Genomic DNA, 24,892 nt, shown 5'->3' with positions numbered 1-24,892 from the left:
CGTGGGAGCAGACGATGGTGCTGGAGTGGGCGGAGTGTCAGCATGCGCGGGTATGGCAAGCGTTGAAACGGTCAGGGGGGGGGAATCGCGCTGATCAGCAGGGCGATGATGAAGCGAAGGGTGTTCTTCATGCCGACAGATTTACCTAGGATCAGAATCCCCGTTGGCCGAGTGACGCAGAGTTCACTAGGAGTTTGCCAAAAGATCAGCCGTGCCGCGCGATGGCCGTTTCGTACACCTCGACGGTCTGTTTGGCGATGGCTTCCCACGAGAACTGTTCGAGGCTGCGTGTGCGTCCGGCGCGGCCCATGGCGTCGGCTCGGTCGCGGTCGGCGACCAGTTCGTTGACGCGGGCGGCGAATTCGCTCTCGAAGGCCTTGATGGCTTCTGGATCGTCGGCGCGGGCCGGGTCGTAGGGGACGAGCAGGCCGGTCTCGCCGTCGGCGACGACCTCGGGGATGCCACCGACGGCGGAGGCCACCACAGCGGTCTCGCAGGCCATGGCCTCCAGGTTGACGATGCCGAGTGGTTCATAGATCGAGGGGCAGGCGAAGACGGTGGCATGCGTCAACACCTGACGGACGCTGGCGCGCGGCAGCATGTCCTCCACCCAGATCACCGGGGCCTCACGCTGGGCACGGAGATCGGCGAAGGCCTGGTTGAACTCTGCGGCGATCTCGGGGGTGTCGGGGGCGCCGGCGAGCAGCACGACCTGGGTCTCGGGGGTGAACTCGGCCGCGGCGCGCACCAGATGCACCAAGCCCTTCTGCCGCGTGATGCGTCCGACGAACGCCACGTACGGCTTGTCGAGGTCGACGCCCAGGTCGCTCACGAGTTCGGTCTCGGGAACCGGGTGGAACTCTTCGGGGTCGACGCCGTTGCGGACCACATGCACCCTGTCGGGGTCGATCTCGGGGTAGGCCTCGAGGATGCCCTCGCGCATCTTGCTGGAGACGGCGATGACAGCGTCCGCGGCCGCGTAGGCGGTGCGCTCGGCCCATGAGGAGAGACGGTAGCCACCACCGAGTTGCTCTGCCTTCCATGGGCGGTGCGGTTCGAGTGAATGTGAGGTCACCACGTGGGGCACGTCGAGGAACAGCCCGCCGAGATGCCCGGCGAGGTTCGCGTACCAGGTGTGGGAATGCAGCACCTGCGTCGCGGGGTCGAGTGCGGAGACCATCGACAGGTCGGCGCCGAACACTCGCAGCGCGGCATTGGCGTCGGCGGGATGATCCTCGGCGTGAGCCGTGGCTCCGGGCCGGGGTTCGCCCATGCAGTGGACATCGACGGTGCACAGATCAGTGAGTTGACGCACCAGCTGTGCGACATGCACACCGGCGCCTCCATAGATATGCGGTGGGTATTCCCGGGTCAACAGCGACACATGTGGAGCCATGAGATGATTCTGTCAGGCCAACTCGGTGGTGGTTGACCGGGTGCCAACCACCTGCGGTCCATCATCGGGAGCAGGCTAGTGTTGCTGCTGGAAATCCGGGGGAGCTCCAGTGACGGGGAAGAGGGGCCTGAAATATGTCGCCGAATGTTCTGTCCATCGTTCTGGCCGGTGGTGAGGGGAAGAGGCTCATGCCGCTCACCGAGGCGCGTGCCAAGCCCGCCGTGCCCTTCGCCGGCACCTACCGTCTCATCGATTTCGTGTTGTCGAACCTCGTCAACTCCGAGCTGATGAAGATCGCGGTGCTGACGCAGTACAAGTCGCACTCGTTGGACCGACACATCTCGATGACGTGGCGCATGTCCACCCTGCTCGGTTTCTATGTGACCCCGGTCCCGGCCCAGCAGCGGCTCGGGCCGCGCTGGTATCAGGGCTCGGCCGATGCCATCCATCAGTCGATGAATCTCATCAACGATGAGAACCCTGACTACGTGGTGGTCTTCGGTGCCGACAACATCTACCGCATGGACGTCTCCCAGATGCTGCAACAGCACATCGATTCGGGGCTTGCCTGCACGGTCGCCGGTATCCGCGTCCCGCGCGAAGGGGCGAGCGCCTTCGGGATCATCGATGCCGACGCCGACTACAGGATTCGCGAGTTCCTCGAGAAGCCGAGCGATCCGCCCGGCCTGCCGGACAACCCGGATGAGTCCTTTGCGTCGATGGGTAACTACATCTTCACTCGCGAGGCCTTCGTGGAGGCGCTCGAGGCCGATGCGGCCGACCAGAACGCGCGTCACGACATGGGCGGCGACATCATCCCGTGGTTCGTGGAGCGGGGTCAGGCCCAGGTGCACGATTTCACGACCAACACCGTTCCCGGCAACACCGAGAAGGACGCGAACTACTGGCGGGACGTCGGCACCATCGACGCGTATCACGAGGCGAACATGGACCTCACCTCGGTGGTCCCCAACTTCAGCGTCTACAACAACGAATGGCCCATCTACACCCATTCACCCCAGCGCCCGGGGGCGAAGTTCGTGCTGCGCGGCAACGCGGAGGAATCCATCGTCTCGCCGGGCTGCATCATCTCCGGCGGAGACGTGGACAATTCGGTGCTCTCGCCCGATGTGCGGGTCGAGAAATGGGCCAACGTCGAGGGGTCGGTGCTGATGCAGAACGTTCAGCTGGGGCGGAACAGCGTCGTGCGTCGCGCGATCCTCGACAAGAACGTGAAGGTCGATGATGGCGTGGAGATCGGCGTCAACCACGAGCACGACATCGCGCGTGGTTTCCATGTCTCCAAGGGGGGCATCACCGTGGTCAAGAAGGGCATGCACATCACCCGCGACATGTGAGCCGCTCAGGCGCCGGGCCGCACCACCACGAGTGGGTCGCCCTCCCGCACGGTGTCGCCGACCTTCACAACGAGTTCGGTGACGGTTCCGCCGGTGTCCGCCATGACCGGGATCTCCATCTTCATGGATTCGAGGACGCACACCACATCGGTGGCATCGACGCGGTCGCCCGCTGACACCTCGAGGCTCAACACCGAGGCGACGAGTTCTGCTGCGACCACGTGATCATGTCTGGCGGCTCTGTTCATGCCTCACATCGTAGGGCGGTAGACTCCGAAATCGTGACCAACCAGAACACTGAGCAGTTCATCTCCGGTTTCGCCGTGGAGCCGGACGCCGCACGACAGGCACGTGAGCGTGCCGAGCAGGGCGACATCCCGGCGCTGGCCCCCGCAGCCGCGTCGACGCTGACGGTGCTTGCACGCGCGGTCGGCGCGAAGGCGGTCGTGGAGGTCGGTACCGGAACCGGTGTCTCCGGGCTGGCCCTTCTGGCCGGCATGGACCCAGAGGGCGTCCTCACCTCGGTGGATATCGAACACGAGCACCAGGCCTTGGCGCGCACGGCGTTCACCAAGTTCGGCGTCCCCGGGCGCCGGTTCCGGCTGATCGCCGGTGCGGCGCTCGAGGTCCTGCCCAAACTCACCGATGAGGCCTACGACATCGTGTTCATCGACGGCGACAAGCTGGAATACGGTGAATGTGTCGAGGAGGCTCTGCGTCTGCTGCGGCCCGGTGGAGTCTTGGTGCTCAACGACGCCTTGTGGCAGGGCAAGGTCGCCGACGACACCAACGAGGAGGACGAGACGATCGTCATCCGTGAAGCTCTGTATGCACTGCAGGAGCGTGAGGATCTCGCCACGACACTCCTGCCCGTCGGAGACGGACTGCTCGTCGCGGTTCGCTGAACCCCGTACTATTCCCCCCATGCGTTCGTACCCCTTTGGCACCTTGGTGACCGCGATGGTCACTCCGTTCGACGACGACCTGGCACTCGACCTGCCCGCCGCCGCCGAACTCGCGGTGTATCTCGTCGAGGAGATGCACAACGATGCGTTGGTGATCTCGGGCACCACAGGCGAGTCACCGACCACCACGTGGGATGAGAAATCCCAGCTGGTGCGCACCGTGCGCGAGGCCGTGGGGGATGACGTCAAGTTGATCGCCGGAGCGGGGGCCGCGAGCACGTCCCAGTCAGTCGAGCTCGCCAAGCGGGCCAGCGACAATGGTGCCGACGCTGTTCTGCTGGTGGCGCCGTACTATGCACGTCCTCCGCAGTCGGGCATCATCGCGCACTTCGAGACGGTGGCCGACGCCACCGATCTGGGCGTCTTCATGTACGACATCCCGCATCGCACCGGCGTGCCCATGACCACCGACACCCTCGTGACGCTCGGTCAGCACCCGAACATCGTGGCGTTGAAGGACGCGAAGCATGACATGGCCGGGACCGCCGAGGTTCTTCGACGAACAGACCTTGCCGTGTACTCCGGTGACGACGCCATGACCCTGCCGCTGCTGGCGATCGGTGGTTCGGGCGTGGTGGGAACCTCGACCCACTTCTGCGGGGTTCAGACCAAACAGATGATCGAGGCCTATCTGGCCGGGGACGTCGAGCGTGCTCTGGAACTCCACCGCACTTTGTTGCCGGTCTACACTGGTGTTTTCGCTGCCCAGGGATGCACCATGGTGAAGGCCGGTCTGACATGGCAGGGGCACCGGGTGGGCGTTCTACGTCCGCCGCAGGTTGCCGCCACCGAAGACCAGCTCAAGGGATTCATCGAAGCACTCGAGGAAGCCGGGTTGGCCTGAAGGAGGATCGATGCGAGCACGACGTGTGGGCGTGATGCTGGCAGCAGGATGTGCTGCGGGAGTCATGCTGGCAACCACAGGCCTGGCCGGGGCGGCCGTCGCCTCGCCTGCTTCGTCGATGGGCCGACCGGCCGCATTCCATCCGCAGCTCACGCGGGACATGGCGGTCACCCCCCTGACCAACCCCGTTGTCACCGCGATGCTCGTGCAGGGACACCCGGCTGAGAAGGTCGCTGGAGCCGATGCCGGTCAGCTTGCCCCGGTGAGGCCCGTGAAGCGTTCGGACGAGAAGGCGGGCCGTGAGGCCGATGCCGTGCACGAAGCGGCGGTGTCGACCGCTCTTGGCCTGCTCGACGGAAGCCAGACCGTTCACGTCCGTGAATCTGTCGGGGAACCGTTCCGGACGATCACTGCTCGAACGAGCACCCGTCCAGAGGGCACTTCGGTGCGGTTTCCCGACGGCACCACCAGTTTCGTCCCCACACCCATGTCCACCGATGAGCTGGGTCAGCCCGGTCGTGTGGTGTGGACCATCGCTGAATCAGATGAGATCCTCGGCCGCCCGACGGTGCAGCTGGCATCGCGGGTCGGGGACCCGGCCGGTCCTGTCGCCAACCGTTACTGGCTCGACGCGTCGACGCATCAGGTGCTCTGGCAGGAGTCCTACACGCCATCGGGTGACATTCTCGTCAGCGCCGGATATCGGAGCATCGCGTGACCCACGGAGGCTGGTCCAGCAGTGGGGCCAGCGGTTGGACCGAGGCCAGCGATGCCGATTCATGGGGGTCGCAGCCGCCGCAGTACTTCTTCGGGGGGCCACCGCAGTTCGCGCAGCCGCAACAACCGTCTGCGCCACAGCATCAGCACCCCGTGCCGCTGCAGCACCAGCCGACCGAGCCCAAGCGTCGGGGTATCGCGGGCATCGTGGCAGCGGTGGCCGTGACGGCCCTCGTCGTGGGAGGCGCAGCCGGAGCAGGGGGTGTCTGGCTCGGGTCACGCAGCATCCAGCCCCCCACCTCATCGGCGCCGATCGAATCGGGGCCAGGTGGAAGGGGAGAGCCTGTTTCCGCCGAGGGGATTCCCCAGATCGCCACCGATGTGCTGCCCAGCACAGTGACCATCGTGGTCGATGGAGGCCGTGGCGGTACGGGTTCGGGTTTTGTGCTGGATGATCAGGGTCACGTGGCGACCAACAACCATGTGGTCGAGGCGGCCAGCGACGGCCAGGTCGATCTCATGTTCCCCGACGGCACGATTCACTCCGCCACGGTGGTGGGGCGCAGCCCGTCCTATGACGTGGCCGTGGTGAAGTCGGATGACCCCATCGAGGCTCCACCTGTCGAAATGGGGGATTCTGGCGCGGTCCAGATTGGTGAGCCCACCGTCGCGATCGGTTCGCCCCTCGGTCTGGGAGGCACCGTCACCTCCGGCATCGTGTCGGCCACCGAGCGTCCCCTGGACGTGGGCGGAGGCTCGGATGCGGACTCGCCGACGGCATACATCAACGGCATCCAGACTGACGCGGCGATCAACCCCGGAAACTCCGGGGGTCCCCTGGTCAACGGGGCTGGCCAGGTGATCGGCATCAACTCGGCGATCCTCACCATGGGTGCGGGTGGGCAGGGCTCGCAAAGTGGCAGCATCGGCGTCGGTTTCGCCATCCCGATCAACCAGGCACGCGATGTCATGGACGAGATCCTGAACACCGGCTCGGCCACCTACCCGGTGATCGGCGCAACGGTCGCAGCAGATGGTGCTGGCGTCCGCATCGTCGAGGTGACTCCCGGCAGCCCCGCCGACCGGGCTGGTATTTCATCGGGCGACACCGTTGAGAGCGTTGACGGGCATCGTGTCATGAGCGTCACCGATTTCATCGTGCGGATCCGGACGCACCGACCCGGCGATGTGACCCGACTGAGCCTGGTTGGTGACGGTGATGTGGAAGTCACATTGGAGGGCAAGGTCGGCTGACGTGGATCGACTAGTCTGGCGCCATGTTTGACATCGGGCCGGGCGAGATCGGCGTTCTCATCGTCCTCGCCATCATCATCTTCGGCCCGGAGAAGCTTCCGGAGATCGCTCGCAAGGTCGCCCGTGTGGTCAATTACCTGCGCCACATCGCCAACGATGCACAGTCGACGCTGCGACGTGAGCTCGGCCCCGAGTATGCCGATCTCGACATCCGTGACCTCAACCCCAAGACCTTCGTGAAGAAGCACCTGCTCGAGGAGGTCCAGCCCGTCATCGACGACGTGCGTCAGGACTTCAAGGACGCCGACCGGGGTATGCGTGAAGACGTCGAGGACATGAAGAAGACCCTCGCGGGCATGAACAAGGACGTTCCCGCCGCCGAAAGCGAAGGGCCCGCCCCGTTCGACCGGGAAGCGACCTGAGCGTCGGTCAGATCCGAACCTGTATCAGGTGGGCGTGACGCCCAGCTGCAGGCCGGCCAACGACCGGCCCTTCTTGTCGAGCGTCTCTGCGATCTTGGCGAACTCCTGGGCGCTGGTGTTCTCGGCGGCGTCATCGGCGGCCACGATGGGCACGCCTTCGTCGCCGGATTCGCGTACCTTCGGATCCAGGGGCACCTGGCTCATCAAGGGCACGTCGTAGCCGAGGCGCCGGGTGAGGGCATCAGCGGTGTGCTGGCCGCCACCGGAACCGAAGATCTCCATCCGCTCGCCATCGGGGGTCTCCAGCCATGCCATGTTCTCCACCACGCCGATGACCTTCTGCTTCATCATCGACGCCATGGTGCCTGCGCGCTCGGCGACCTCGGCCGCTGCGGCCTGCGGTGTGGTGACCACCACGACCTCGGCGTTCGGAAGCTTCTGACCGATGGAGATCGCGACATCGCCGGTACCCGGCGGAAGGTCGAGGACGAGGTAATCCAGATCGCCCCAATGCACATCGGCGAGCATCTGCTGGATGGCGCGGTCGAGGATCGGCCCGCGCCACGCGACGACCTGGTCGCGCTGCGGCTTCAGCATGCCGATCGACATCACCTTCAACCCCAGGGTCGGCACCGGGAGGATCATCGACTCCTCATCGTCACCGATCGAGGTGGGGCGGGCATCGGCGACACCGAGCATCACCGGGACCGAGTGGCCGTAGATGTCGGCGTCGAGGATGCCGACGCTGCGTCCGCGCTGGGCGAGGGCCATGGCCAGATTGACCGTGACCGATGACTTGCCGACGCCACCCTTGCCGGAGGAGACCGCGATGATCCGCGTCAGGTTTCCGGGGCGGGAGAACGGGATGTCGCGGGCGGCTCGGCCACCGTTGAGGTTCTTGCGGAGTTCGGCGCGCTGTTCGTCGGACATGACGCCGAGATCGACCGAGACCGTGCCGATGCCTTCGACAGCGCTGACCGCCTTGGTGACGTCCTCGCGGATGGGGCCCTTGAGAGGGCAGCCCTGGGTGGTCAGCAGGATGTTGACGAGCACGTCGTCACCGGTGAACTCCACGCTGCCGACCATGCCGAGTTCGGTGATCGGCCGCTTGATCTCCGGATCCTGCACCGTGGCGAGGGCGGCGCTGACGGCCTCGAACTTGGGATGGTCGGGCTGGTTCGTCTTGATGTCGGCCATGGCTCCTACTTGCGGTGCGGGTTGCGGTGCGGGGTGCGATTCCCGGCAGGCCACCTTATCCCACGTGTCAGCTTGCGGGTCACACCTCTGTTAAGTGATCGATTCCAAGTTTTATATTAGCCTTTGTGGTGGTTTATGTTTCCGAGTATCAGGAGTGACCATGACGACCATGCCACCCGCCCCCGGCCTCGGCGCCCCGTTGACGCCTGAGCAGGAGCAGATCATCCGTGACACCCTCCCTGTGGTGGGGGAGCACATCGACCAGATCGCGCCCCTGTTCTACTCGAAGATGTTCGCGCAGCACCCCGAGCTGTTGCGCGACACCTTCAACCGCGGAAACCAGGCTCAGGGCGCGCAGCAGAAGGCGTTGGCGGCGTCGGTGGCCACCTATGCCACGCTGTTGGTGACGCCCGACGCCCCGGAGCCGAAGGACCTGCTGGGGCGAATCGGGCACAAGCATGTTTCCCTCGGGATCTGTGAGGATCAGTACGGGATCGTCCACGAGAACCTCATGGCTGCGATCGGCGAGGTGCTGGGGGATGCGGTGACCCCGCCGGTTGCCGATGCCTGGAGCGCTGTCTACTGGAACATGGCCAAGGTGCTCATCGATTTCGAGACCGAGCTCTACGAGGCGGCGGGCGTCGAGCCAGGTGATGTGTTCCGGACGGCCAGGGTCGTGGACCGCGTCGAGGAATCCACCAGTGTGACCACGTTCACTCTCTCAGGGCTCGATGGCGATCTGCCGGGGTTCCTCCCCGGTCAGTACATCTCCGTGGGCGCCCCGATGGCCGATGGTGCTCGGCAGCTGCGTCAGTATTCGCTCACCGAGGCGCCGGGAACCGGGCGCTGGCGTTTCTCTGTGAAGCGTGTCGAAGCGTCCGACGCCTCCCCCGAGGGCGAGGTCAGCACGTGGCTGCATCAGAACCTGAAGGTCGGGGACCAGCTGGAGGTGACCCTGCCCTACGGGGATCTGACGTTGGACACCGGCAGTGACGCCCCTGTCGTCCTGGTCTCCGCGGGAATCGGTGCGACGCCGATGCTCGGCATGCTGCATCATCTGGCGGACCGCCAGCCGGAGCGTCGGGCCCGGGTGATCCACGCCGACATCGACGGTGCCGATGCCGCGTTGGTCGATGAGATGGCAGGGCTCGTCGGGCGAATCGCCGGTGGGAGCACCTTGTCCTTGTGGTTCGAGCAGGGCGCGGACGCCAAGCAGGGGCTCGTCGGTGAGCGTGTCAGCGTCTCGACCGGGCGCGTCGAACTCACCGCCGAGGACGTGGCTGGTGATGCCGAGATCTATCTGTGTGGGCCGGCGGGATTCCTGCAGGCGGTCACCGAACGGTTGAGCGCCCTCGGCGTGGGGGAATCCCGCGTCCACGTGGAGCTGTTCACTCCGAACGATTGGCTGTTGCCGAGCGCGTGAGCTCAGGTCCGGTCCGGGCGGGGCTCCTGCTCCGCCCGGATCTCCGCCTCGATCTTCTCGCGGAGCTCGCTCTCCGCCTGCTGGCGCATTTCTTCGGCGAGTTCCTTCAGCTCGGAACGGATGAACTCGCGCGTGGCCATCTCGCCCAGGTTCATACGGGCCGACGCAAGCTCTCGGGCCAGGAACTCCATGTCGGCCCGTGACTGGGCGGCCACCTTGCGATCGGTCTCGATCGCGATGCGGTCACGGGCCTCCTGGCGGTTCTGCGCCAGAAGGATCAGGGGAGCGGCATAGGACGCCTGCAGCGAGAGCATGAGCGTCAGGAAGATGAACGGATATTCGTCGAACTGGAATTCGGCAGGACCGATGATGTTCCAGCCGATCCACACCGCGATGAACACCGACATCCAGAACAGGAACTGTGCGGTGCCCATGAACCGCGCGAACATCTCGGCGAAGCGTCCGAACTCATCACCGTCGATACGCAGCGGGGGGAGGAGCCGGGTCTTGCGGCCGGGGGTGTCGAGCCGGACGCCGGTCTTCTTGCTTCTGCCGCTGCTGGTGTTGCGTGTATCGGCCATGGATCACTGACCTTCCTCGAGCTGCTTGCCGCGCCAGTCGTCGGGAAGCATGTGGTCGAGCACATCATCGACGGTGACCGCTCCCACGAGATGGCGACGTTCATCCACCACCGGTGCGCACACAAGGTTGTAGGTGGCGAAGAAACGGGAGATCTGTTGGAGTTCGGCCTGGGGTTCGAGCGCCTCGAGCTCGGAGTCGACCAGGCGGGAGATCAACGTCGAAGGTGGCTCGCGCAGTAACCGCTGGATGTGGACGCTGCCCAGGTAGCGGCCCGTCGGCGTCTCCAGTGGGGGACGGGTGACGTGCACCATGCAGGCCAGCGCTTGGGGGACCTCGGCCTCACGGACCTTCGCCAGGGCATCGGCCACGGTGGCGTCGGGAGCCAGGATCACCGGTTCGGGGGTCATCAGGCCACCGGCGGTGTAGTCGTCGTAGACCATGAGGCGCCGGACGTCCTGGGCCTCGTCGGGTTCCATGCGGCCCAGCAGGAGTTCTGCGGTGCTGTCGTCGAGCTCGTTGATGAGGTCGACGGCATCGTCGGGATCCATCTCCTCGAGCAGATCGGCGGCCCGCTCCACCTCCAGGGCCGCGATGAGCGCCACCTGGTCGTCATCGGGCATCTCGCCGATCGCATCGGCGAGGGTTTCATCGTCGAGCACGGCGACAACCTCGATGCGTCGCTGCGGGGTCATGTCGTGCAGCTCGCGAGCCACGTCCGCGGCGTGCATGTCTTCGATCTCGGCTACTTTCTGATCGGTCTCACGCTCCGGCGAATTCGGGCTGAGCACATCGACCTCGGACCAGTCGACGATGGTCACGTGCGGACGCCGCCCCAGTCGGCGCGTGGTGCGGTCGCGCAGAGCCACCTCCTGCAGTTCCCACTCGCCGCGATGCACCTGGGTCATGGCGATGTCGAACACCACCATGTCCTTGCCGTCGCGGTGCCAGCGCACGACACGGTCGAAGAGATCGTCGATGATGAGGGTCTCGGCCTCATGGCGTCGGAACCGACGTGTGTTGATGACGCCTTCGATGGCCACCTGGACGCCGTCGATCGAATGCACGCGGGCCATGTTCACGAAGATGCGTTGCCGGGCGAACAGCTCGACGACGAGGCCCTTGGCGCGGGGCGGACGTCCGCCGGTACGGACCTGGATCACGACGTCCCGGACCTTGCCGATGGTGTCACCATCGGCGTCCACCACGCGGAGCCCGCGGAGGCGGGAGATGAAGATGGCGCTGTTGGAGGTCACTCGGGAAGCTTACTTGTGGAGCTAATACTCTTGGAAGCGTGATCGACGCTGATATCGCCCGCCGCACGATCCTCGCCGTACCCGGATCGAGTGACCGTTTCCTCGCCAAGGCCCGTGACGCCGATGCCGATGGTGTGTTCCTCGATCTGGAGGACGCCGTCGCCCCATCGGCGAAGCAGGACGCCCGCATCAAGATCATCTCTGCATTGCCGGGGGAGTGGCGGCCCGGCTGGGTCAGCGTCCGCGTCAACGACTGGTCCACCGCCTGGACGTACACCGATGTGCTCGAGGTCGTCGGCGGGGCCGGGGCCCACATCGACGCACTCGTGCTGCCCAAGGTGACCGGCGCCGATCATGTGCGTGCCCTCGACCTCCTCCTCACCCAGGTGGAACGCAACCACGACCTGCCCGTCGGCGGTATCGGTATCGAGGCGCAGATCGAGGACGCCAAGGGGCTGGTGCACGTGGATGAGATCGCCCAGGCGAGTCCACGGATGGTTTCGCTTGTGTATGGACCGGGGGATTTCGCCGCATCGATGGGGATGCCGAGTCTGTCGATCGGCGGGCAACCGGCCGGTTACGACATCGCCGACGCCTTTCATCATGTGCACACGCGCATCATCGTGGCCGCGCGTGCTGCGGGGATCGCTGCCATCGATGGCCCCTACGTGGCGATCCGCGACCGCGAGGGCTTTCGAGTCTCCGCCGGACGCGCGTCCGCCCTCGGCTATGACGGCAAATGGGTGCTGCACCCCGACCAGATCGCCCTGGGCAACGAGGCGTTCACCCCCAGCGTCGAGGAGTTCGAACGTGCTCGACGCATCATGGATGCCTATGCTGCGGCCACCGAACGCGTGCAAGGGGCGGTGGGTGCGATCACCGTCGACGACGACATGGTGGATGAGGCGTCGATCAAGGTTTCACGCGTGGTGGTCGCACGGGGCCGAGCCGCCGGAATGGGGGAGTGATGGCCGTGCCGGGTATGGGACGTGGGAACGTCGGGCAGGGCATGGGCTCGCTGTCATTGGAGCTCGAATTCCCGCAGTCGGTCGCGACGCATGACGACTACGCCGAGGCCCAGAAGGCCGTGGATTTCCTCTCCGACAAGGGATTCCCGGTCGAGAACCTCATGATCTGTGGCACCGACCTGAAGCTGATCGAGCGCGTCACCGGGCGCCGTAGCTGGGGGTCGGTGATTGCAGGAGGTGCGTTGAACGGTGTCTTCACCGGCCTGCTGATCGGCCTGCTGTTCTCGTTCTTCGCCGAGCCGGGCATGCTCGGGCCGGTGTTCGCCCTCGGGATCGGGCTCGCGGTGGTGTTCAACATCATCATGAGCGCGATCTCCTACGCTGCCACCGGTGGGCGACGCGATTTCAACTCCATCACCCAGACCGTGCCGACGAGGTTCGAGATCCTTTGCGAACACAAGCACGCCGCACGTGCCAGGGAACTGCTGATGGAGATGCCCGGGGCGCGGGCCAAGCTCTTCGAGTAGAGGTCAGGCGCCGGGCTTGCGGTTCTGCCGTTCCAGCTCGTCCAGGCGTCGATCCTCGGCGTTCTGCCGTTCCAGAGCGCGCTGCACCAAGAGTCGGAACATCAAGATCGTGAGGATGATTCCGCCCGACATCGGCACGACCCACCACCAGCCCCACCCGATGGCGTCCTGCGCGATCGCGATGGCCACGGTGCCGACCAGCACGGTCGAGAGAAACATCACGAACGGGATCATGATGCGCTTCATCGCAGCCACACTCCCATCACAGCCAGCCCTTGCGTCGGAAATAGATGACCAGCCCGATCATGCTGAGCCCCATCAGCACCAGTGATGCGTGGTAGCCGTAGCGAAAGTGCAGCTCGGGCATGTGATCGAAGTTCATCCCATAGATACCGGCGATCATGGTCGGGACTGCGACGAGGGAGACCAGCGCGGAGATCTTGCGCATGTCACGGCCGTCAGCGAAACTCGCTCGGGCCAGAGACGCCGACAACAGCGACGTCAGCACTTCATCGAATGACTGGATGGATTCCTTGGCGATGGTGTGGTGATCCGACAGTTCGCGAAAGTACGCCTTTGCCTCGGTGGGAACCACGTCGTAGTCCCGCGTCGCCAATGATTGCAGCGGCATCGACAGCGGGAAGACGGCCTTCTTGAACTCGATCAGCTCGCGTTTGATGTTGTACACGCGGTCGATGTCGTGCGTCGACGGACGCCCGAACACCGCACTCTCGACCTCCTCCACATCGTCCTCGAACGCCTGCACCACAAGCAGGTAGTCGTCGATCAGCTTGTCGAGGACGGCATACAGCACCTCGTGAGGGCCTTTGGAGAGACGCTTGGGTTTGGCCTCCAACTGTGCTCGCATGGCCGAGAGCTGGGAGTGGCGTCCGCGTCGGACCGTCATCACGAAGTTCTTGCCGACGAACACCATGACCTGACCGGTCGAGACGATCTCGGATTCGATCTGATCCCGGTCATGGTCGATGTAGGCGATCGTGGAGATCACGAGGAACAGCGTTCCGGAGAAGGACTCGAGCTTGGACCGCGTGTGGCCCTCGACGGCGTCCTCGATCGCCAGCGGGTGGAGATTGAACTCCTTCCCCAACCGGACCATGTCCTTGTTCGTCGGATCGGCCAGGCCGAGCCACACGAACCCGTCATCGGCAGCGGCGAGTCGGGCCGCTTCGGTGAGGTCGGTGCAGTCGGTTGCGACGCCGTCGCGGTAGTGGCTCCAGGCGACGACGCTCTCTGGAGATTCGAGGCTTCCGGGGCTCGTCACAGGAGCTTCGCCATCCATGCCTCTACCTCGTCCGGATCACGGGGCAGCATCGCTGAAAGGTTTTCGTTGCCGTCGGCGGTGATGAGGATGTCGTCCTCGATGCGGACGCCGATCCCGCGCAGCGGCTCGGGGACGAGCAGGTCGTTCTGCTTGAAGTAGACGCCGGGCTCCACCGTGATGACCATGCCGGGCTCCAACGTGCCATCTCGGTGATACTCGCGGCGCGCACGGGCGCAGTCGTGCACGTCCAGACCGAGGTGATGCGAGGTGCCGTGCACCATCCAACGACGCCACTGGCCGCCCTCTTCGGACAGCGCTTCCTCGACCGAGACCGGTAGGATGCCCCACAGCGCCAGCCCCTCACAGATGACGCGGATCGCTGCACGGTGCGGGTCCAGGAAATGCGCACCGGGCTTGGCCGCCTCGATGCCGGCCTGTTGTGCGGCCAGCACCAGCTCGTAGACCTGGCGCTGCTCGGCGGTGAACTCGCCACTGACCGGCAGGGTGCGGGTGATGTCGGCGGTGTAGAGCGAATCCAGCTCGATGCCGGCGTCGATGAGGATGAGTTCGTCGCCGGTGAGATCACCGTCATTGCGGATCCAGTGCAGGGTGCAGGCATGGTCGCCGGCCGCGGCGATGGTGTCGTAGCCCACGGCGTTCCCGGCGTGGCGGGCGTGAAGCCCGAAGATCCCCTCGACCCAGCGCTCACCGCGGCCACGCCGCACGGCTTCGGGGAGGTTCTCCACGACGGCTTCGAACGCCTCGGCGGTGCGGCGGCATGCCTCCCGCAGCTCCTCGGCCTCGAAGTCGTCCTTCACCAGACGGAGCTCCGAGAGTGCGGTGGCGAGCTCGGCGTCCGCCTCGGTGGTCTGTTCCCCACGCAGTTCGTCGACGCGTGCGGTGAGGGCGGCGTCGGCATCGCGTAGGACTCGGAAGGTGGTGGCCGAAGCATTCTTGGACAGTGCGTCGTCCAGCTCATCGATATGGGCCACCGACATCTGCGTCATGGCGCCCATCTGCTCGAGGGTCTCGCGCTGTCCGACCCACATCTCGCCATAGCGGGAGTCGGCATAGAACTCTCGGTCGGTGCGTGGAGCGCGGGGCTTGAAATACAGCGTGGTGTCATGCCCCTTGTCGGTGGGCTCCAGAACCAGCACGGCGTCGGGCTCACGGTCACTGCCGAGCCCGGTGAGATGGGCGAAGGCCGAGTGTGGACGGAAGCGATAGTCGGTGTCGTTGCTGCGTACCTTGAAGCCGCCGGCCGGGATCACGAGCCGGTCCTCGGGGAACATCGCGCTCAACTTCTCCCGACGCGCGGCGGTGTGATGGCTCGCCGGCAGGGGGTCTGGCGTCGAGAGGTCGGCGTCCTCCCATCCAGTGGGGATGAATTCCACGAAGGCATCGGAGAAGGTGTGCTGACGCTTGGACGGCTGTTCCTCACTCATGGAAGGGATCCTAATACCGCCCCATGGCCCGCAGTAATGCGATCGAGCAGCGTGAGTTGGGTCGGGGTGTCACCATGAATGGGTGAACGAGCAACCAGATGTGGTCATACCCCGCGATGTCGTCATCGCCCTCAGCCTCATGATCGCGTCCGCCTTCATCTTCATCCTCAACGAGACCACGCTGGTCGTTGCGTTGCCCGTCATCATGGAACGCTTCGAGGTCACTGCGGCCGCGGGACAATGGCTCACCACAGGTTTCATGCTGACCCTCGCCGTCGTCATCCCCACCACCGGTTACCTCCTCCAACGGTTGACGACACGGCAGGTCTTCATCACCTCCTTGTCGCTCTTCCTCGGCGGCTCGGTCCTGGCCGCTTCGGCGCCGACCTTCTGGGCGCTTCTGGCCGGGCGCGTCGTCCAGGCGAGCGGCACCGGGTTGATGCTGCCGTTGCTGATGACCTCGGTGATGTCACTGGTGCCGGTGCAGCGCAGGGGAGCGGTGATGGGGCTGATAGGCGTCGTCATCGCGGCTGCCCCCGCACTGGGGCCCACCGTCTCCGGACTCATCCTGCAGACGCTCGGATGGCGCTGGGTGTTCTCGCTGATGGTGCCGCTGGGCGTGGCGTCCCTGGTGGTCGGGCTGGTCATGGTCAGAAATGTCGGAGAAGTGGTGCGGGATCGGCTCGACGTTCCCTCGGTGTTGCTCTCCGCGGTCGGGTTCGGCAGCACCGTCCTGGGGTTGTCGACGCTGGGGGAGGCCGCCGGACAGCCCGATGCGTTGGCCCAGGCGCTCGTCGCATTGGCCGTGGGCGTGGTCACGCTCGGAGTGTTCACGCGCCGTCAGCTGGTGCTGCAGCGTTCCGGTGCCCCGCTGCTTGATCTGCGTCCGTTCCTGGAGGCGCGTTTCACTTTCTCGCTGTTGACGATGCTGTTGGCGATGTTCGCCATGTTCGGTTCCATGATCGTTCTGCCAATCTACCTGCAGAATGTGCACGGCTACGGGACGCTCGTGGCTGGGCTGGTCATGCTTCCCGGTGGTCTGGCGATGGCTGTGATGTCGCAGGTGGTGGGGCGCCTGTACGACGCCTTCGGCTCGCGGTGGCTCGTGCTGCCGGGCGCCCTGGGCCTGACATCGGCCGCCTGGACCATGACGCTGTACACCCCGCAGACCGCCCTGTGGATGATCGTGGTGACGCAGACGGCATTGATGGTCTCGCTCGGCCTGCTGTTCACGCCGTTGTTCTCCGATGCCCTCGGTGCGCTCGAGCAGCGTCTGACCTCGCACGGCAGCGCGATCCTCAACACGCTGCAGCAGCTCGCAGGTGCAGCCGGCACGGCTCTGGCCGTGACCGCGCTGAGTCTGGGGGCGGGGTGGTCCGGTGCCGCCGATCAGGTGACATCCCTCATGGCAGGTGCCCGGGCCGCGTATCTGGCCGGTGCGGTGGTGTCGTTGGGCGTCGTCGTGGCGGTCATGTTGCAGCGCCGTGCCGTGGCCCGAGCAGGGGTGTGACGAGGCGCCTGATAAGCCGGGTTCTGTCGTGGGACGGTCATCCATCTCGGACCGTCATTGCTGACGGCCTCCAGCGACCTACCCGCAGGCAAGGGCGAGCAACCCGCCTGCTGTCTGGTCTTGCTCCGGGTGGGGTTTACCTGGCCACCGTGATCGCTCACGGTGCCGGTGGTCTCTTACACCGCCGTTTCACCCTTACCCCGGCACGTCGGCGAACCGGCGCATCGGGGCGGTCTGTTCTCTGTGGCACTGGCCCGCGGGTCACCCCGGGTGGGCGTTACCCACCACCCTGCTCTGTGGAGCCCGGACTTTCCTCGACCACGCCTTGCGGCATGGACGCGACCGCCTAGGCGCCTCGTCGACCCACCAGTGTACGTCAGAACGGCGGTGGGGTGGCATCGGTCGGCGGGGCCGGTGGCGTTCGGAGGCGGCCACCGGGCTCGGCTGTGGTTGACCAGGCGTGTTCGTGCGCTGCTCGGGTGATGCGAGCGACGGTTTCGGGTGGATCGACGCCCAACAGGCCAGCGACCCGCAGGGAAGTCGCAGTGGACACGCGACCCTGGTCGGGTGCGGCTGCATAGAGCTGGCCGGGTTCTGGCGGAGGCCGGTCACTGGTGCCGTGTGGGGTTGTCCACCATGTCTGCCCCGCCGGCGTGCGCCAGCGGAACACACCCGAGCGGACCTGCTCGACGCTGAAACCCCCGTGCGTCACCGCTCTGTGACTCCGGCGCGACAACAGTCCCAGATTGTCCAGACTCGTTGTGCCGTGCGGCCAGGGCGTCGAATGGTCGAGATCGAGGCCATCTGGTGCAGCGGTGGCGGCCCGCCGACTGGACCAGGGGAAGACCTCGCCACCGTCACGAAGCCGGACCGCGTGACCGAGCCGCTCCGTGGGCCGGTAGGTGGTCACGGCGATCGGTTCGTTCAGGTCGATCACCGGCTGGACTCGCACCATCGTGGTGGCCGGGTTTCCCAATAGCTCGGTGAGGGCCGCCCGGGTCTGTGGCCCGTGCTTCTCCCAGACGCCACCTGAGGGATGATTCCCTGTTCCGGTGAGGTCGGTGGGGCGCAGATGCACCACGAGATTCACCGTGGTCACCGGGACGACCTGCGTTGCGGGCGCAACCTGTTCAGGCTCGTCCGGGGGAGCGTCCGACAGCAATCGTGAGGCGGAGTGAGGGTCGGCGAGCAGCCCCAGTGCCCGGGCGCGGCGTTCATCGCGGCCGGTCTCCGGATCCAAACGGTCGGCCAGAGCATCGAGCGTGCCGTCGAGGCGCACGGCGTCACATGTCTCGAGGCGGGCGAACAGGTCGGTGACGCCACTGCTGACCCCGTCGGCATCGTCCACCGGGGCGAGATGCACATGTCGCGAGCGCAGTTTCTCCTGGCGCTTCTGCTCGGCCAGTTCGGCGTCGGCGCGCAGCACGAGGTCTTCCACCGTGGTGATGATCTTCCAGCTCGAGGCGCGCTGAGCCACGAGTGGGGCGAGCATCGAATCGAGCCAGCGGCATGGCTCCACGCCGAGTTCGCCGGTCTTGCGGGCCACTGCCCGGGCGATCTTCACCTCGATGCCGTCGTCCAGCACCGCTGCCCACAGCAGCGGGAGACGATGACGCAGGTTGAGGACATCGCGGATCAGGCAGCGTGCCGCATCGGGGGACATGCGCAGGGCCGGGCCGACCTCGAGACAGATGAACTCGGCGACCTCCGGCGTCCCCTCCGCGCCCATTCGGAGAAGCCGTTCGCCGTGCAGGACCGATGGGGCCTCGGCGGCCGTCGCGGGGTCCACATCGACCCATCCGTAGGCGTCTGCAGCCGTCGCGATGAGCGCGACCTGATCGATCTCCGCGCGCCGCTGGCGCAGGCGTGCCTCACCCAGCGCGGCCATGACCTCGGCACGGGAAGGGAGATCGATCACGGACATCGGGACACCTCCTCATATGAGACGGAAGAGCGGAAGGGGCGGGTGGGCTCAGGGGGTGGGGTGAGTCGAGAGAACCGAAGCTGAAGCCAGTATATAGAACAAGTGTTCGACAGCGCAAGGGGGTCATGACCGTCAGCTGCGAACCATGGGCGATGGTCGACCCGGACGGAAACCTGCTCCGGGTCTCACCGGTTGACTGAGCGTCGGCGGGCCCGGTCACAGGGCCGGCCTTCACGCCAGCACGAAATCGGCCCGGCCCTCGACGAGGTCCACGCCCTCCAGACGCACGCGCACCTGCTCACCGAGCGGCAGCTCGGCGTCGCTGACCTTCACCTCGACGGCCGGGTCGGGGATCAGCACCGTCCCGCGCGTGCCCTTCTCGTCGACACCCACCACGGTGCCGTCGAACTCCTGCCCCACACGTCCGCTGAGAATGAGGGACTCGGTGAGGTCCACGATGCCGCGCTCGTACTTCTTGGCGCGCTGATCCGAGGCCCGCATGACCTCGGGCAGCGTCTCCAGCTCGGAGACGACCCACTCCGGGACAGGGACGCCCGCGCACAGGGCGAGGCAGGTCTCGTTGACGTAGCGGTCCACCAGCCGACGCAGGGGAGCGGTGGTGTGTGCGTAGGGAGTGGCCAGAGCCGCGTGTTGCGTGTTCTCGGGAAGATCGCCCGTGAACCCCGAATAACCCGCGCCGCGGAACAGCGTCGTGCACGAATACATCATGGCCACATGCGTGGAGGAGGTGATGTCGAGGCTGCGCACGAATTCGGGGTAATCCATGTCCTGAGGCCACGGGATCGACAGGGCCGACGCCGTCGCCCGCAGTTTGCTCAGCGCGGACTCCTCGGCGGGCGGCAGCGTCCGCACGATGCCGATGCGGGCCGCGAGCATCATCTCCGCCGCGGCGATCCCGGTCAGCAACGAGATCTGTGCGTTCCATCCCTCGATGGGCATGCCCTCGCGGAACTCCAGCCGCCACTTCGAGCCGTGCGCCCGAACCTCCTGATCGGGGATGTTGAGGCTGACACCACCCCGCTCGGCCTCGATCCGTTGCCGAAGCGGACCCACCTCGGCGAGCAGCTCGATGGTCTCCGAGGCCTCACCACGGTCCAGTTCCCGCTGGGCCTCGGCGTACGTCATCTGGCGCCGACTGCGGACCATGGCCCGCTCGACGTGCGTCTGGGTGAGTGCCCCGGATGCGTCGAGATCCAGCGTCCACAACACGCAGGGGCGCACCTGTCCCTCTCGGAGACTTGCGTGATCCTCGGCGATCAACGGGGGGTGGAGGCCGACGCGGCGGTGCGGGGCGTAGAACGTCTGGCCGCGGCGGTGCGCCTCGGCGTCGATGAGGCCACCGGGCTGCACGAACAGGCTCAGATCGGCGATGCCGTAGTGCACGCGAAAGCCGGCATCGCGTCGTTCGATGTGGAGCACCTGATCCACATCAAGGGCTCCGGGCGGGTCGATGGCGCAGAAGTCGATGTCGGTGCGGTCCAGCGTCGGAAAGGACTCGGGGGCCGACGCCACTGCCTGCTCGGCCTCGGCGAGCACCTCGGGAGGGAAGGCATCAGGCACCTCGACACGCTGACGCAGCTGCTCGAACCCCTCGGCCAGAGCCGGTGGTACTTCACGGACGACGATGGGCCGGGTGGGCATCAGCGCACCAGGATTCGTCCGCACTCATCGCAGCGGATGACGGCGTCGGGTGCTGCCTGCTCGATGCTGGTGATCTCGGCAGGGTCCAAGTCGAGTCGACATCCCGTGCAGCGGCCCTCGGCGATCTCGGCCGCGCCGGATACGTTTCGTTCCGCTATCCGCGCGTAGAGACTCCGCAGATCGGCGGGGAGCCCCTCGATCAGCGTCGTGCGGGCTCGTCGCTGCTGTTCGAGGTCTGTGTCGATCTCGGTGAAGGCGGCGTCCCGTTCTTTCATGAGACCGCGGATGGTGTTCTCGACCTCGATGCGTTCGGACTTCACCGACTCGTAGGTTTCGCGGGCTTCCTCGAGAGCCTGCATGACCTCGAGCTCGGCGTCCTCCAGATCTGAGATCCGCTTGTCCAGACTGGCGATCTCCGATTGCAGACCGCGCAGGGCCTTGGCGTCGGTGACGCTGCCGTCATCGAGCTGCTGCTGATCCCGGGCCCGGCGGGCACGGACCGGTTCGAGATCCTGCTCGGCCTTCTCCTGGTCGGCGGTCAGATCCGTCACCTGCGTCTCGGCGGCGGTGTAGCGCTCCATGAGGGCGGCGCGCTTGGTCATCAACTCCTTGATCTGTGCAAGCTCGGGCAGGGCCGTGCGGCGATGCTCGAGACGCGCCACCTCGGTGTCGATGCGGGCGAGATCCAACAGGGTGCGTTGCGCAGCAGGTTCGGCTTTGATGATTCCTCCTCAGGGCACCGACGAGTCTAACCAGCCGCGTCAGGCCTTGGCATCATCGGATTCGTCGTTCTCGGATTCGTCATCCTCGGGCTCGTCGTTCCAGCGCGGATCGGACTGCCACTGTTCGGCCCTGTCGGCGAATTTGTCCAGGGCGTGCTCGGCCTCCGCACGTGAGCCGTAGGGGCCGAGCCGGTGCATGGCCCGACAGGGCTTCTCCCACTCGACGCGATGATGTTTGGTGCAGAACCAGTACTGGATGACGTCTTCCATGATCGCCTCCTAGGATGGCCGGGTGAACTCTCCGATCAAACCCTATGCCGTGTCCCCCGTCCGCTCCGTACCAGCCAGCATCGAGCGCCCGCCCTATGTGGGCCGTACCGCTCCGGAGACGTACCGTGGCAGCCACGTGCAGTCGGAGGAGACCATCGAGAAGATGCGCCACGCCGGGCGCATCGCCGCGCAAGCGCTTGCAGAGGCGGGCAAGGCCGTGGCGCCCGGGGTCACCTCGGATGAGATCGACCGCATCGGCCACGAGTTCCTCATGGACCACAAGGCCTATCCCTCGACGCTCGGTTACCGCGGGTTCCCCAAGAGTCTGTGCACCTCGGTGAACGAGGTGATCTGCCACGGCATCCCCGACGCCCGCCCGTTCGAGGAGGGCGATGTGGTCAAGATCGACCTCACCGCCTACATCGATGGAGTGCACGGCGACAACTGCGCCACCTTCTTCGCCGGTGAACCCCGCGAAGAGGACAAACTGCTCGCCGAACGGACTCATGAGGCCATGATGCGCGGCATCAAGGCAGCCAAGCCCGGGCGCCGGGTGAACGTGATCGGCAAGGTCATCGAGTCCTACGGCAAGCGCTTCGGCTACGGCGTCGTGCGTGACTACACCGGCCACGGGGTGCACACCGAGTTCCACTCCGGCCTGGTGATCCCGCACTACGACGCACCCCAGTTCAACGACGTGATCCAGCCGGGCATGACGTTCACCGTCGAACCGATGATCACCCTCGGCGGTATCGACTGGGACCAGTGGGACGACGGCTGGACCGTTGTCACCAAGGACCGCTCACGCGTCGCCCAGTTCGAACACACCGTCGTCATCAACCCCGATGGTGCGGAGATCCTGACGCTGCCCTGACCGGTGCTCGCATTTGATGGGCTCTCATCGACACAGGAGGGAAGATTTCCCTTTCGAGCTCGCTGAGAGCCACCAAATGCGAGGGCATGTTCGGGGAGCGATGACGGATGACACACTGACCCCATGGACAAGCAGACCGATTTCGTGTTGCGCTCCCTCGAGGAACGGAACGTCCAGTTCGTCCGCCTGTGGTTCACCGATGTGTTGGGCTTCCTGAAGTCGGTGGCCATTGCCCCTGCAGAGTTGGAGGGCGCATTCACCGAGGGGTTGGGTTTCGACGGCTCATCCATCGAGGGATTCGAGCGCGGCATGGAATCGGACATGGTGGCGCACCCGGATGCCTCGACGTTCCAGATCCTGCCGTGGCGCAAATGGCCCGGGGGCGGCAACACCGCGCGCATGTTCTGTGATCTGCGCCTTCCCGACGGTTCACCGTCCTACGCCGATCCCCGCTATGTGCTGAAGCGGGCCATGGACAAGGCCGCCGAGATGGGCTTCGACTTCTACATCCACCCCGAGATCGAGTTCTTCCTGTTCAACAAGGATGTGGTTCCGGGGGAGCCGCCGGTGCCGATCGACAACTCCGGATACTTCGACCACACCGTCTCCAGCACTGGCAGTGACTTCCGCCGCACGGCGATCGAGATGCTCGAGGCGATGGGGATCTCGGTGGAGTTCTCCCACCACGAGGTCGGGCCGGGGCAGCAGGAGATCGATCTGCGCTACGCCGATGCACTCTCGATGGCGGACAACATCATGACCTTCCGAGTCGTGGTCAAGGAAGTGGCCGAACTTCGCGGTATCCGGGCCTCCTTCATGCCCAAACCCCTCTCCGAGGCGCCCGGCTCGGGCATGCACACACACATGTCGCTGTTCTCGGGCGACGACAACGCCTTCTACGACGCCACCGCCGAGCACCAGCTCTCCAAGACAGCCCGACGCTTCATCGCCGGCATCATGCACCATGCCGAGGAGATCAGCGCCGTCACCAACCAGTGGGTCAACTCCTACAAGCGCCTGGTGACCGGTGCCGAGGCACCCAGCTTCATCTGCTGGGGGCGTACCAATGCGTCAGCGCTGGTGCGGATCCCCATCTACAAGCCGGGGAAGGGATCCTCGGCGCGTATCGAGTTGCGCTCGATCGACACTGCGGCGAACCCCTACCTCGCCTACGCGATGATTCTCCACGCCGGCCTGGCCGGCATCGAGAACGAGTACGACCTGCTCGATGAGGCCGAGGACGACGTGTGGCGTCTGACCGACCGCGAGCGCACGGCCATGGGAATCCGCCCCCTGCCACGCAACCTCGACGAAGCCATTCGGTTCATGGAGACCTCCGATCTGGCCCTCGAAGCCCTCGGGGAGCATGTCTTCGAGTTCTTCCTGCGCAACAAGAAGGCGGAGTTCGCGCAATACCGTGCCCAAGTGACCCCATTCGAACTGGAGCGTTACCTGCCGGTTCTCTGAGCTGTCGAGTTACAGCAGCGGCAGCATGTCGGAGATGTCCGCACGTGTGCCGCTGGCTGTCAGCCCGTTGCCGACGGCGTCTGCGAACGAGACGCGGCCGGACGCCAGCCGGGCGAAGACCATCGGTTCGGCTTCCACCACGTTGGGTGGGGTGCCGCGGGTGTGGGTGGGGTCTCCGGGGAATCCGCACTGCACGGCGCTGAGTGGTGGTACACGTACTTCGATCGAGTGCCCGGGGTTCGAATGGGCAAGGACTTCGGCCAGACAGCGCACGGCATCGGCCTGTGCTTGAGCATCGATCGGTATCGGTTGGGCACCGAACACCGCGTTGATGTCGTCGCTGTGGATGACCCACTCGATGGCTGTCAGGCGCAGGTGGTCGCGCATCCGCAGGGGAGGGACCGACGCCACCACATCGGGCGTCGCCTTGTCCACCAGGGACGCCAACTCCCCGACATTGCGACGGAGCTGACGGGCGAGTGTCGGGCCGTCGTCCTCGGCGGCGATGGCTTCGGCATGCTCGGTGATGCGACGGCCGTAAGCCTGGGCCGCACGCATGAATTCGCCGGTACTGGCCGGGCGCGCCGTGGTGCCCTCCCGGACATCTTCGATCATCTGCTGTTGCAGATGCACCAGGTGTGCGGTCAACAGACGCAGGTCCCAGCCGGGGAGCCTGGTGGGGCGTGTGAAAGCCGGGGCGGGAAGGGTCGAGAGAAAAGCGCCCACGTGGCGTGCCTGCGCGGCGACGCCCGCGGCGCTGCGGGCGACGCCACGTTGGGTGGAGGCAGATTTCAGTGATGGCACTCCTACAACTTACGCCGTGACGATGG

General features: G+C 65.7%; 25 protein-coding genes and 1 other RNA gene. 12 read left to right on the top strand and 14 right to left on the bottom strand.

What is annotated here, in order from left to right:
• Positions 1-205: 205 nt before the first annotated feature.
• Positions 206-1,396 (bottom strand): glycogen synthase, encoded by a 1,191-nt coding sequence (gene glgA / locus FB460_RS03500; protein ID WP_142092699.1) that lies wholly within the window; start codon positions 1,394-1,396, stop codon positions 206-208.
• Positions 1,397-1,530: 134 nt separating this feature from the next.
• On the opposite strand from glgA, the gene glgC reads away from it, so the two are divergent.
• Positions 1,531-2,754 carry a glucose-1-phosphate adenylyltransferase gene (gene glgC, locus FB460_RS03495; protein ID WP_142092698.1) on the top strand — a complete coding sequence of 408 codons (1,224 nt, stop codon included), beginning with the start codon at positions 1,531-1,533 and terminating at the stop codon, positions 2,752-2,754.
• Positions 2,755-2,759: 5 nt separating this feature from the next.
• Here glgC and FB460_RS03490 read toward each other — a convergent pair whose 3' ends face one another.
• Positions 2,760-3,002, bottom strand: coding sequence for a biotin/lipoyl-binding carrier protein (locus FB460_RS03490; protein ID WP_142092697.1), 243 nt, complete (start codon positions 3,000-3,002; stop codon positions 2,760-2,762).
• A 33-nt stretch (positions 3,003-3,035) separates the two neighbouring features.
• Between FB460_RS03490 and FB460_RS03485 the strand changes: the two genes are divergently transcribed.
• From FB460_RS03485 to FB460_RS03465, 5 genes are read left to right on the top strand one after another with little or no spacing between them, the layout of a single operon-like run.
• Positions 3,036-3,659, top strand: coding sequence for an O-methyltransferase (locus FB460_RS03485; RefSeq protein ID WP_246044225.1), 624 nt, complete (start codon positions 3,036-3,038; stop codon positions 3,657-3,659).
• Between the two features lie 19 nt (positions 3,660-3,678).
• Positions 3,679-4,563 carry a 4-hydroxy-tetrahydrodipicolinate synthase gene (gene dapA / locus FB460_RS03480; RefSeq protein ID WP_142092695.1) on the top strand — a complete coding sequence of 295 codons (885 nt, stop codon included), beginning with the start codon at positions 3,679-3,681 and terminating at the stop codon, positions 4,561-4,563.
• 10 nt (positions 4,564-4,573) lie between these two features.
• A complete protein-coding gene (locus FB460_RS03475) occupies positions 4,574-5,281 on the top strand; it encodes a hypothetical protein (RefSeq protein WP_142092694.1) in 708 nt (235 codons plus the stop codon).
• Positions 5,278-6,534, top strand: coding sequence for a S1C family serine protease (locus tag FB460_RS03470; protein ID WP_142092693.1), 1,257 nt, complete (start codon positions 5,278-5,280; stop codon positions 6,532-6,534). The genes FB460_RS03475 and FB460_RS03470 overlap by 4 nt, the downstream gene beginning before the upstream one ends.
• Before the next feature lie 23 nt (positions 6,535-6,557).
• Entirely contained in the window at positions 6,558-6,956 is a 399-nt protein-coding gene (locus FB460_RS03465) for a sec-independent translocase (protein WP_142092692.1), read from the top strand.
• 24 nt (positions 6,957-6,980) lie between these two features.
• Here the strand turns inward: FB460_RS03465 and FB460_RS03460 are convergent, their stop codons facing one another.
• On the bottom strand, positions 6,981-8,153 hold the full coding sequence (locus tag FB460_RS03460) for an Mrp/NBP35 family ATP-binding protein (protein WP_142092691.1): 1,173 nt from the start codon (positions 8,151-8,153) through the stop codon (positions 6,981-6,983).
• A gap of 160 nt (positions 8,154-8,313) precedes the next feature.
• Between FB460_RS03460 and FB460_RS03455 the strand changes: the two genes are divergently transcribed.
• Positions 8,314-9,576, top strand: coding sequence for a globin domain-containing protein (locus tag FB460_RS03455; RefSeq protein ID WP_142092690.1), 1,263 nt, complete (start codon positions 8,314-8,316; stop codon positions 9,574-9,576).
• 2 nt (positions 9,577-9,578) lie between these two features.
• Here the strand turns inward: FB460_RS03455 and FB460_RS03450 are convergent, their stop codons facing one another.
• Together FB460_RS03450 and FB460_RS03445 are read right to left on the bottom strand one after the other, a co-directional pair.
• Entirely contained in the window at positions 9,579-10,157 is a 579-nt protein-coding gene (locus tag FB460_RS03450; protein WP_142092689.1) for a DUF1003 domain-containing protein, read from the bottom strand.
• A gap of 3 nt (positions 10,158-10,160) precedes the next feature.
• Positions 10,161-11,411 (bottom strand): magnesium transporter MgtE N-terminal domain-containing protein, encoded by a 1,251-nt coding sequence (locus FB460_RS03445; protein ID WP_142092688.1) that lies wholly within the window; start codon positions 11,409-11,411, stop codon positions 10,161-10,163.
• A 38-nt stretch (positions 11,412-11,449) separates the two neighbouring features.
• Here FB460_RS03445 and FB460_RS03440 point away from each other — a divergent pair, with 38 nt between their 5' ends.
• A complete protein-coding gene (locus FB460_RS03440; protein ID WP_170209930.1) occupies positions 11,450-12,379 on the top strand; it encodes an HpcH/HpaI aldolase/citrate lyase family protein in 930 nt (309 codons plus the stop codon).
• A complete protein-coding gene (locus tag FB460_RS03435; RefSeq protein WP_425466955.1) occupies positions 12,379-12,906 on the top strand; it encodes a general stress protein in 528 nt (175 codons plus the stop codon). Before FB460_RS03440 ends, FB460_RS03435 begins: the two co-directional genes overlap by 1 nt.
• A gap of 3 nt (positions 12,907-12,909) precedes the next feature.
• Here the strand turns inward: FB460_RS03435 and FB460_RS03430 are convergent, their stop codons facing one another.
• From FB460_RS03430 to FB460_RS03420, 3 genes are read right to left on the bottom strand one after another with little or no spacing between them, the layout of a single operon-like run.
• Positions 12,910-13,152, bottom strand: a complete 243-nt coding sequence (locus FB460_RS03430; RefSeq protein WP_142092687.1) for a hypothetical protein — start codon at positions 13,150-13,152, stop codon at positions 12,910-12,912.
• Between the two features lie 16 nt (positions 13,153-13,168).
• The gene (corA, locus tag FB460_RS03425) at positions 13,169-14,206 is read right to left on the bottom strand and encodes a magnesium/cobalt transporter CorA (RefSeq protein WP_142092686.1); all 1,038 of its coding nucleotides are present in this window, start codon (positions 14,204-14,206) and stop codon (positions 13,169-13,171) included.
• Entirely contained in the window at positions 14,185-15,633 is a 1,449-nt protein-coding gene (locus FB460_RS03420; protein WP_142092685.1) for an aminopeptidase P family protein, read from the bottom strand. Before FB460_RS03420 ends, corA begins: the two co-directional genes overlap by 22 nt.
• Before the next feature lie 82 nt (positions 15,634-15,715).
• Here FB460_RS03420 and FB460_RS03415 point away from each other — a divergent pair, with 82 nt between their 5' ends.
• Positions 15,716-17,143: a DHA2 family efflux MFS transporter permease subunit gene (locus FB460_RS03415; protein ID WP_211345810.1), complete on the top strand. Its 1,428-nt coding sequence runs from the start codon at positions 15,716-15,718 to the stop codon at positions 17,141-17,143.
• Here the strand turns inward: FB460_RS03415 and rnpB are convergent.
• The 5 genes from rnpB to FB460_RS03390 form a co-directional block, all read right to left on the bottom strand.
• An RNA gene (rnpB, locus tag FB460_RS03410) (RNase P RNA component class A) lies at positions 17,140-17,501 on the bottom strand. The genes FB460_RS03415 and rnpB overlap by 4 nt on opposite strands.
• Before the next feature lie 18 nt (positions 17,502-17,519).
• Positions 17,520-19,067 carry a DUF222 domain-containing protein gene (locus FB460_RS03405; protein ID WP_142092684.1) on the bottom strand — a complete coding sequence of 516 codons (1,548 nt, stop codon included), beginning with the start codon at positions 19,065-19,067 and terminating at the stop codon, positions 17,520-17,522.
• Positions 19,068-19,298: 231 nt separating this feature from the next.
• Positions 19,299-20,729 (bottom strand): RNB domain-containing ribonuclease, encoded by a 1,431-nt coding sequence (locus tag FB460_RS03400; RefSeq protein ID WP_142092683.1) that lies wholly within the window; start codon positions 20,727-20,729, stop codon positions 19,299-19,301.
• Positions 20,729-21,418, bottom strand: a complete 690-nt coding sequence (locus FB460_RS03395; RefSeq protein WP_142092682.1) for a zinc ribbon domain-containing protein — start codon at positions 21,416-21,418, stop codon at positions 20,729-20,731. The genes FB460_RS03400 and FB460_RS03395 overlap by 1 nt, the downstream gene beginning before the upstream one ends.
• 72 nt (positions 21,419-21,490) lie before the next feature.
• Positions 21,491-21,721, bottom strand: coding sequence for a hypothetical protein (locus tag FB460_RS03390; RefSeq protein WP_142092681.1), 231 nt, complete (start codon positions 21,719-21,721; stop codon positions 21,491-21,493).
• A 22-nt stretch (positions 21,722-21,743) separates the two neighbouring features.
• Here FB460_RS03390 and map point away from each other — a divergent pair, with 22 nt between their 5' ends.
• Both map and glnA read left to right on the top strand, forming a co-directional pair.
• The gene (gene map / locus FB460_RS03385) at positions 21,744-22,595 is read left to right on the top strand and encodes a type I methionyl aminopeptidase (protein WP_142092680.1); all 852 of its coding nucleotides are present in this window, start codon (positions 21,744-21,746) and stop codon (positions 22,593-22,595) included.
• A 123-nt stretch (positions 22,596-22,718) separates the two neighbouring features.
• Complete coding sequence (gene glnA, locus FB460_RS03380; RefSeq protein ID WP_142092679.1) at positions 22,719-24,062, top strand: type I glutamate--ammonia ligase; 1,344 nt, start codon at positions 22,719-22,721, stop codon at positions 24,060-24,062.
• Positions 24,063-24,071: 9 nt separating this feature from the next.
• On the opposite strand, the gene FB460_RS03375 is transcribed toward glnA, so the two are convergent.
• On the bottom strand, positions 24,072-24,866 hold the full coding sequence (locus FB460_RS03375; protein ID WP_142092678.1) for a sterol carrier family protein: 795 nt from the start codon (positions 24,864-24,866) through the stop codon (positions 24,072-24,074).
• Positions 24,867-24,892 lie beyond the last annotated feature (26 nt).

Source organism: Propioniferax innocua (assembly GCF_006716235.1).
In the GTDB taxonomy this organism is placed as follows: Bacteria; Actinomycetota; Actinomycetes; order Propionibacteriales; family Propionibacteriaceae; genus Propioniferax; species Propioniferax innocua.
Note: the sequence above shows the minus strand (reverse complement) of the source record. Positions and strands in the feature narration are given on the sequence as shown.

What these genes read in the sequence shown, in the direction of transcription:
- glgA (WP_142092699.1), bottom strand. Translation starts at nt 1,396, where the DNA reads ATGGCTCCACATGTGTCGCTGTTGACCCGGGAATACCCACCGCATATC.
- glgC (WP_142092698.1), top strand. Translation starts at nt 1,531, where the DNA reads ATGTCGCCGAATGTTCTGTCCATCGTTCTGGCCGGTGGTGAGGGGAAG.
- FB460_RS03490 (WP_142092697.1), bottom strand. Translation starts at nt 3,002, where the DNA reads ATGAACAGAGCCGCCAGACATGATCACGTGGTCGCAGCAGAACTCGTC.
- dapA (WP_142092695.1), top strand. Translation starts at nt 3,679, where the DNA reads ATGCGTTCGTACCCCTTTGGCACCTTGGTGACCGCGATGGTCACTCCG.
- FB460_RS03475 (WP_142092694.1), top strand. Translation starts at nt 4,574, where the DNA reads ATGCGAGCACGACGTGTGGGCGTGATGCTGGCAGCAGGATGTGCTGCG.
- FB460_RS03465 (WP_142092692.1), top strand. Translation starts at nt 6,558, where the DNA reads ATGTTTGACATCGGGCCGGGCGAGATCGGCGTTCTCATCGTCCTCGCC.
- FB460_RS03460 (WP_142092691.1), bottom strand. Translation starts at nt 8,153, where the DNA reads ATGGCCGACATCAAGACGAACCAGCCCGACCATCCCAAGTTCGAGGCC.
- FB460_RS03455 (WP_142092690.1), top strand. Translation starts at nt 8,314, where the DNA reads ATGACGACCATGCCACCCGCCCCCGGCCTCGGCGCCCCGTTGACGCCT.
- FB460_RS03450 (WP_142092689.1), bottom strand. Translation starts at nt 10,157, where the DNA reads ATGGCCGATACACGCAACACCAGCAGCGGCAGAAGCAAGAAGACCGGC.
- FB460_RS03435 (WP_425466955.1), top strand. Translation starts at nt 12,379, where the DNA reads ATGGCCGTGCCGGGTATGGGACGTGGGAACGTCGGGCAGGGCATGGGC.
- FB460_RS03430 (WP_142092687.1), bottom strand. Translation starts at nt 13,152, where the DNA reads ATGAAGCGCATCATGATCCCGTTCGTGATGTTTCTCTCGACCGTGCTG.
- corA (WP_142092686.1), bottom strand. Translation starts at nt 14,206, where the DNA reads ATGGATGGCGAAGCTCCTGTGACGAGCCCCGGAAGCCTCGAATCTCCA.
- FB460_RS03420 (WP_142092685.1), bottom strand. Translation starts at nt 15,633, where the DNA reads ATGAGTGAGGAACAGCCGTCCAAGCGTCAGCACACCTTCTCCGATGCC.
- FB460_RS03405 (WP_142092684.1), bottom strand. Translation starts at nt 19,067, where the DNA reads ATGTCCGTGATCGATCTCCCTTCCCGTGCCGAGGTCATGGCCGCGCTG.
- FB460_RS03400 (WP_142092683.1), bottom strand. Translation starts at nt 20,729, where the DNA reads ATGCCCACCCGGCCCATCGTCGTCCGTGAAGTACCACCGGCTCTGGCC.
- FB460_RS03390 (WP_142092681.1), bottom strand. Translation starts at nt 21,721, where the DNA reads ATGGAAGACGTCATCCAGTACTGGTTCTGCACCAAACATCATCGCGTC.
- glnA (WP_142092679.1), top strand. Translation starts at nt 22,719, where the DNA reads ATGGACAAGCAGACCGATTTCGTGTTGCGCTCCCTCGAGGAACGGAAC.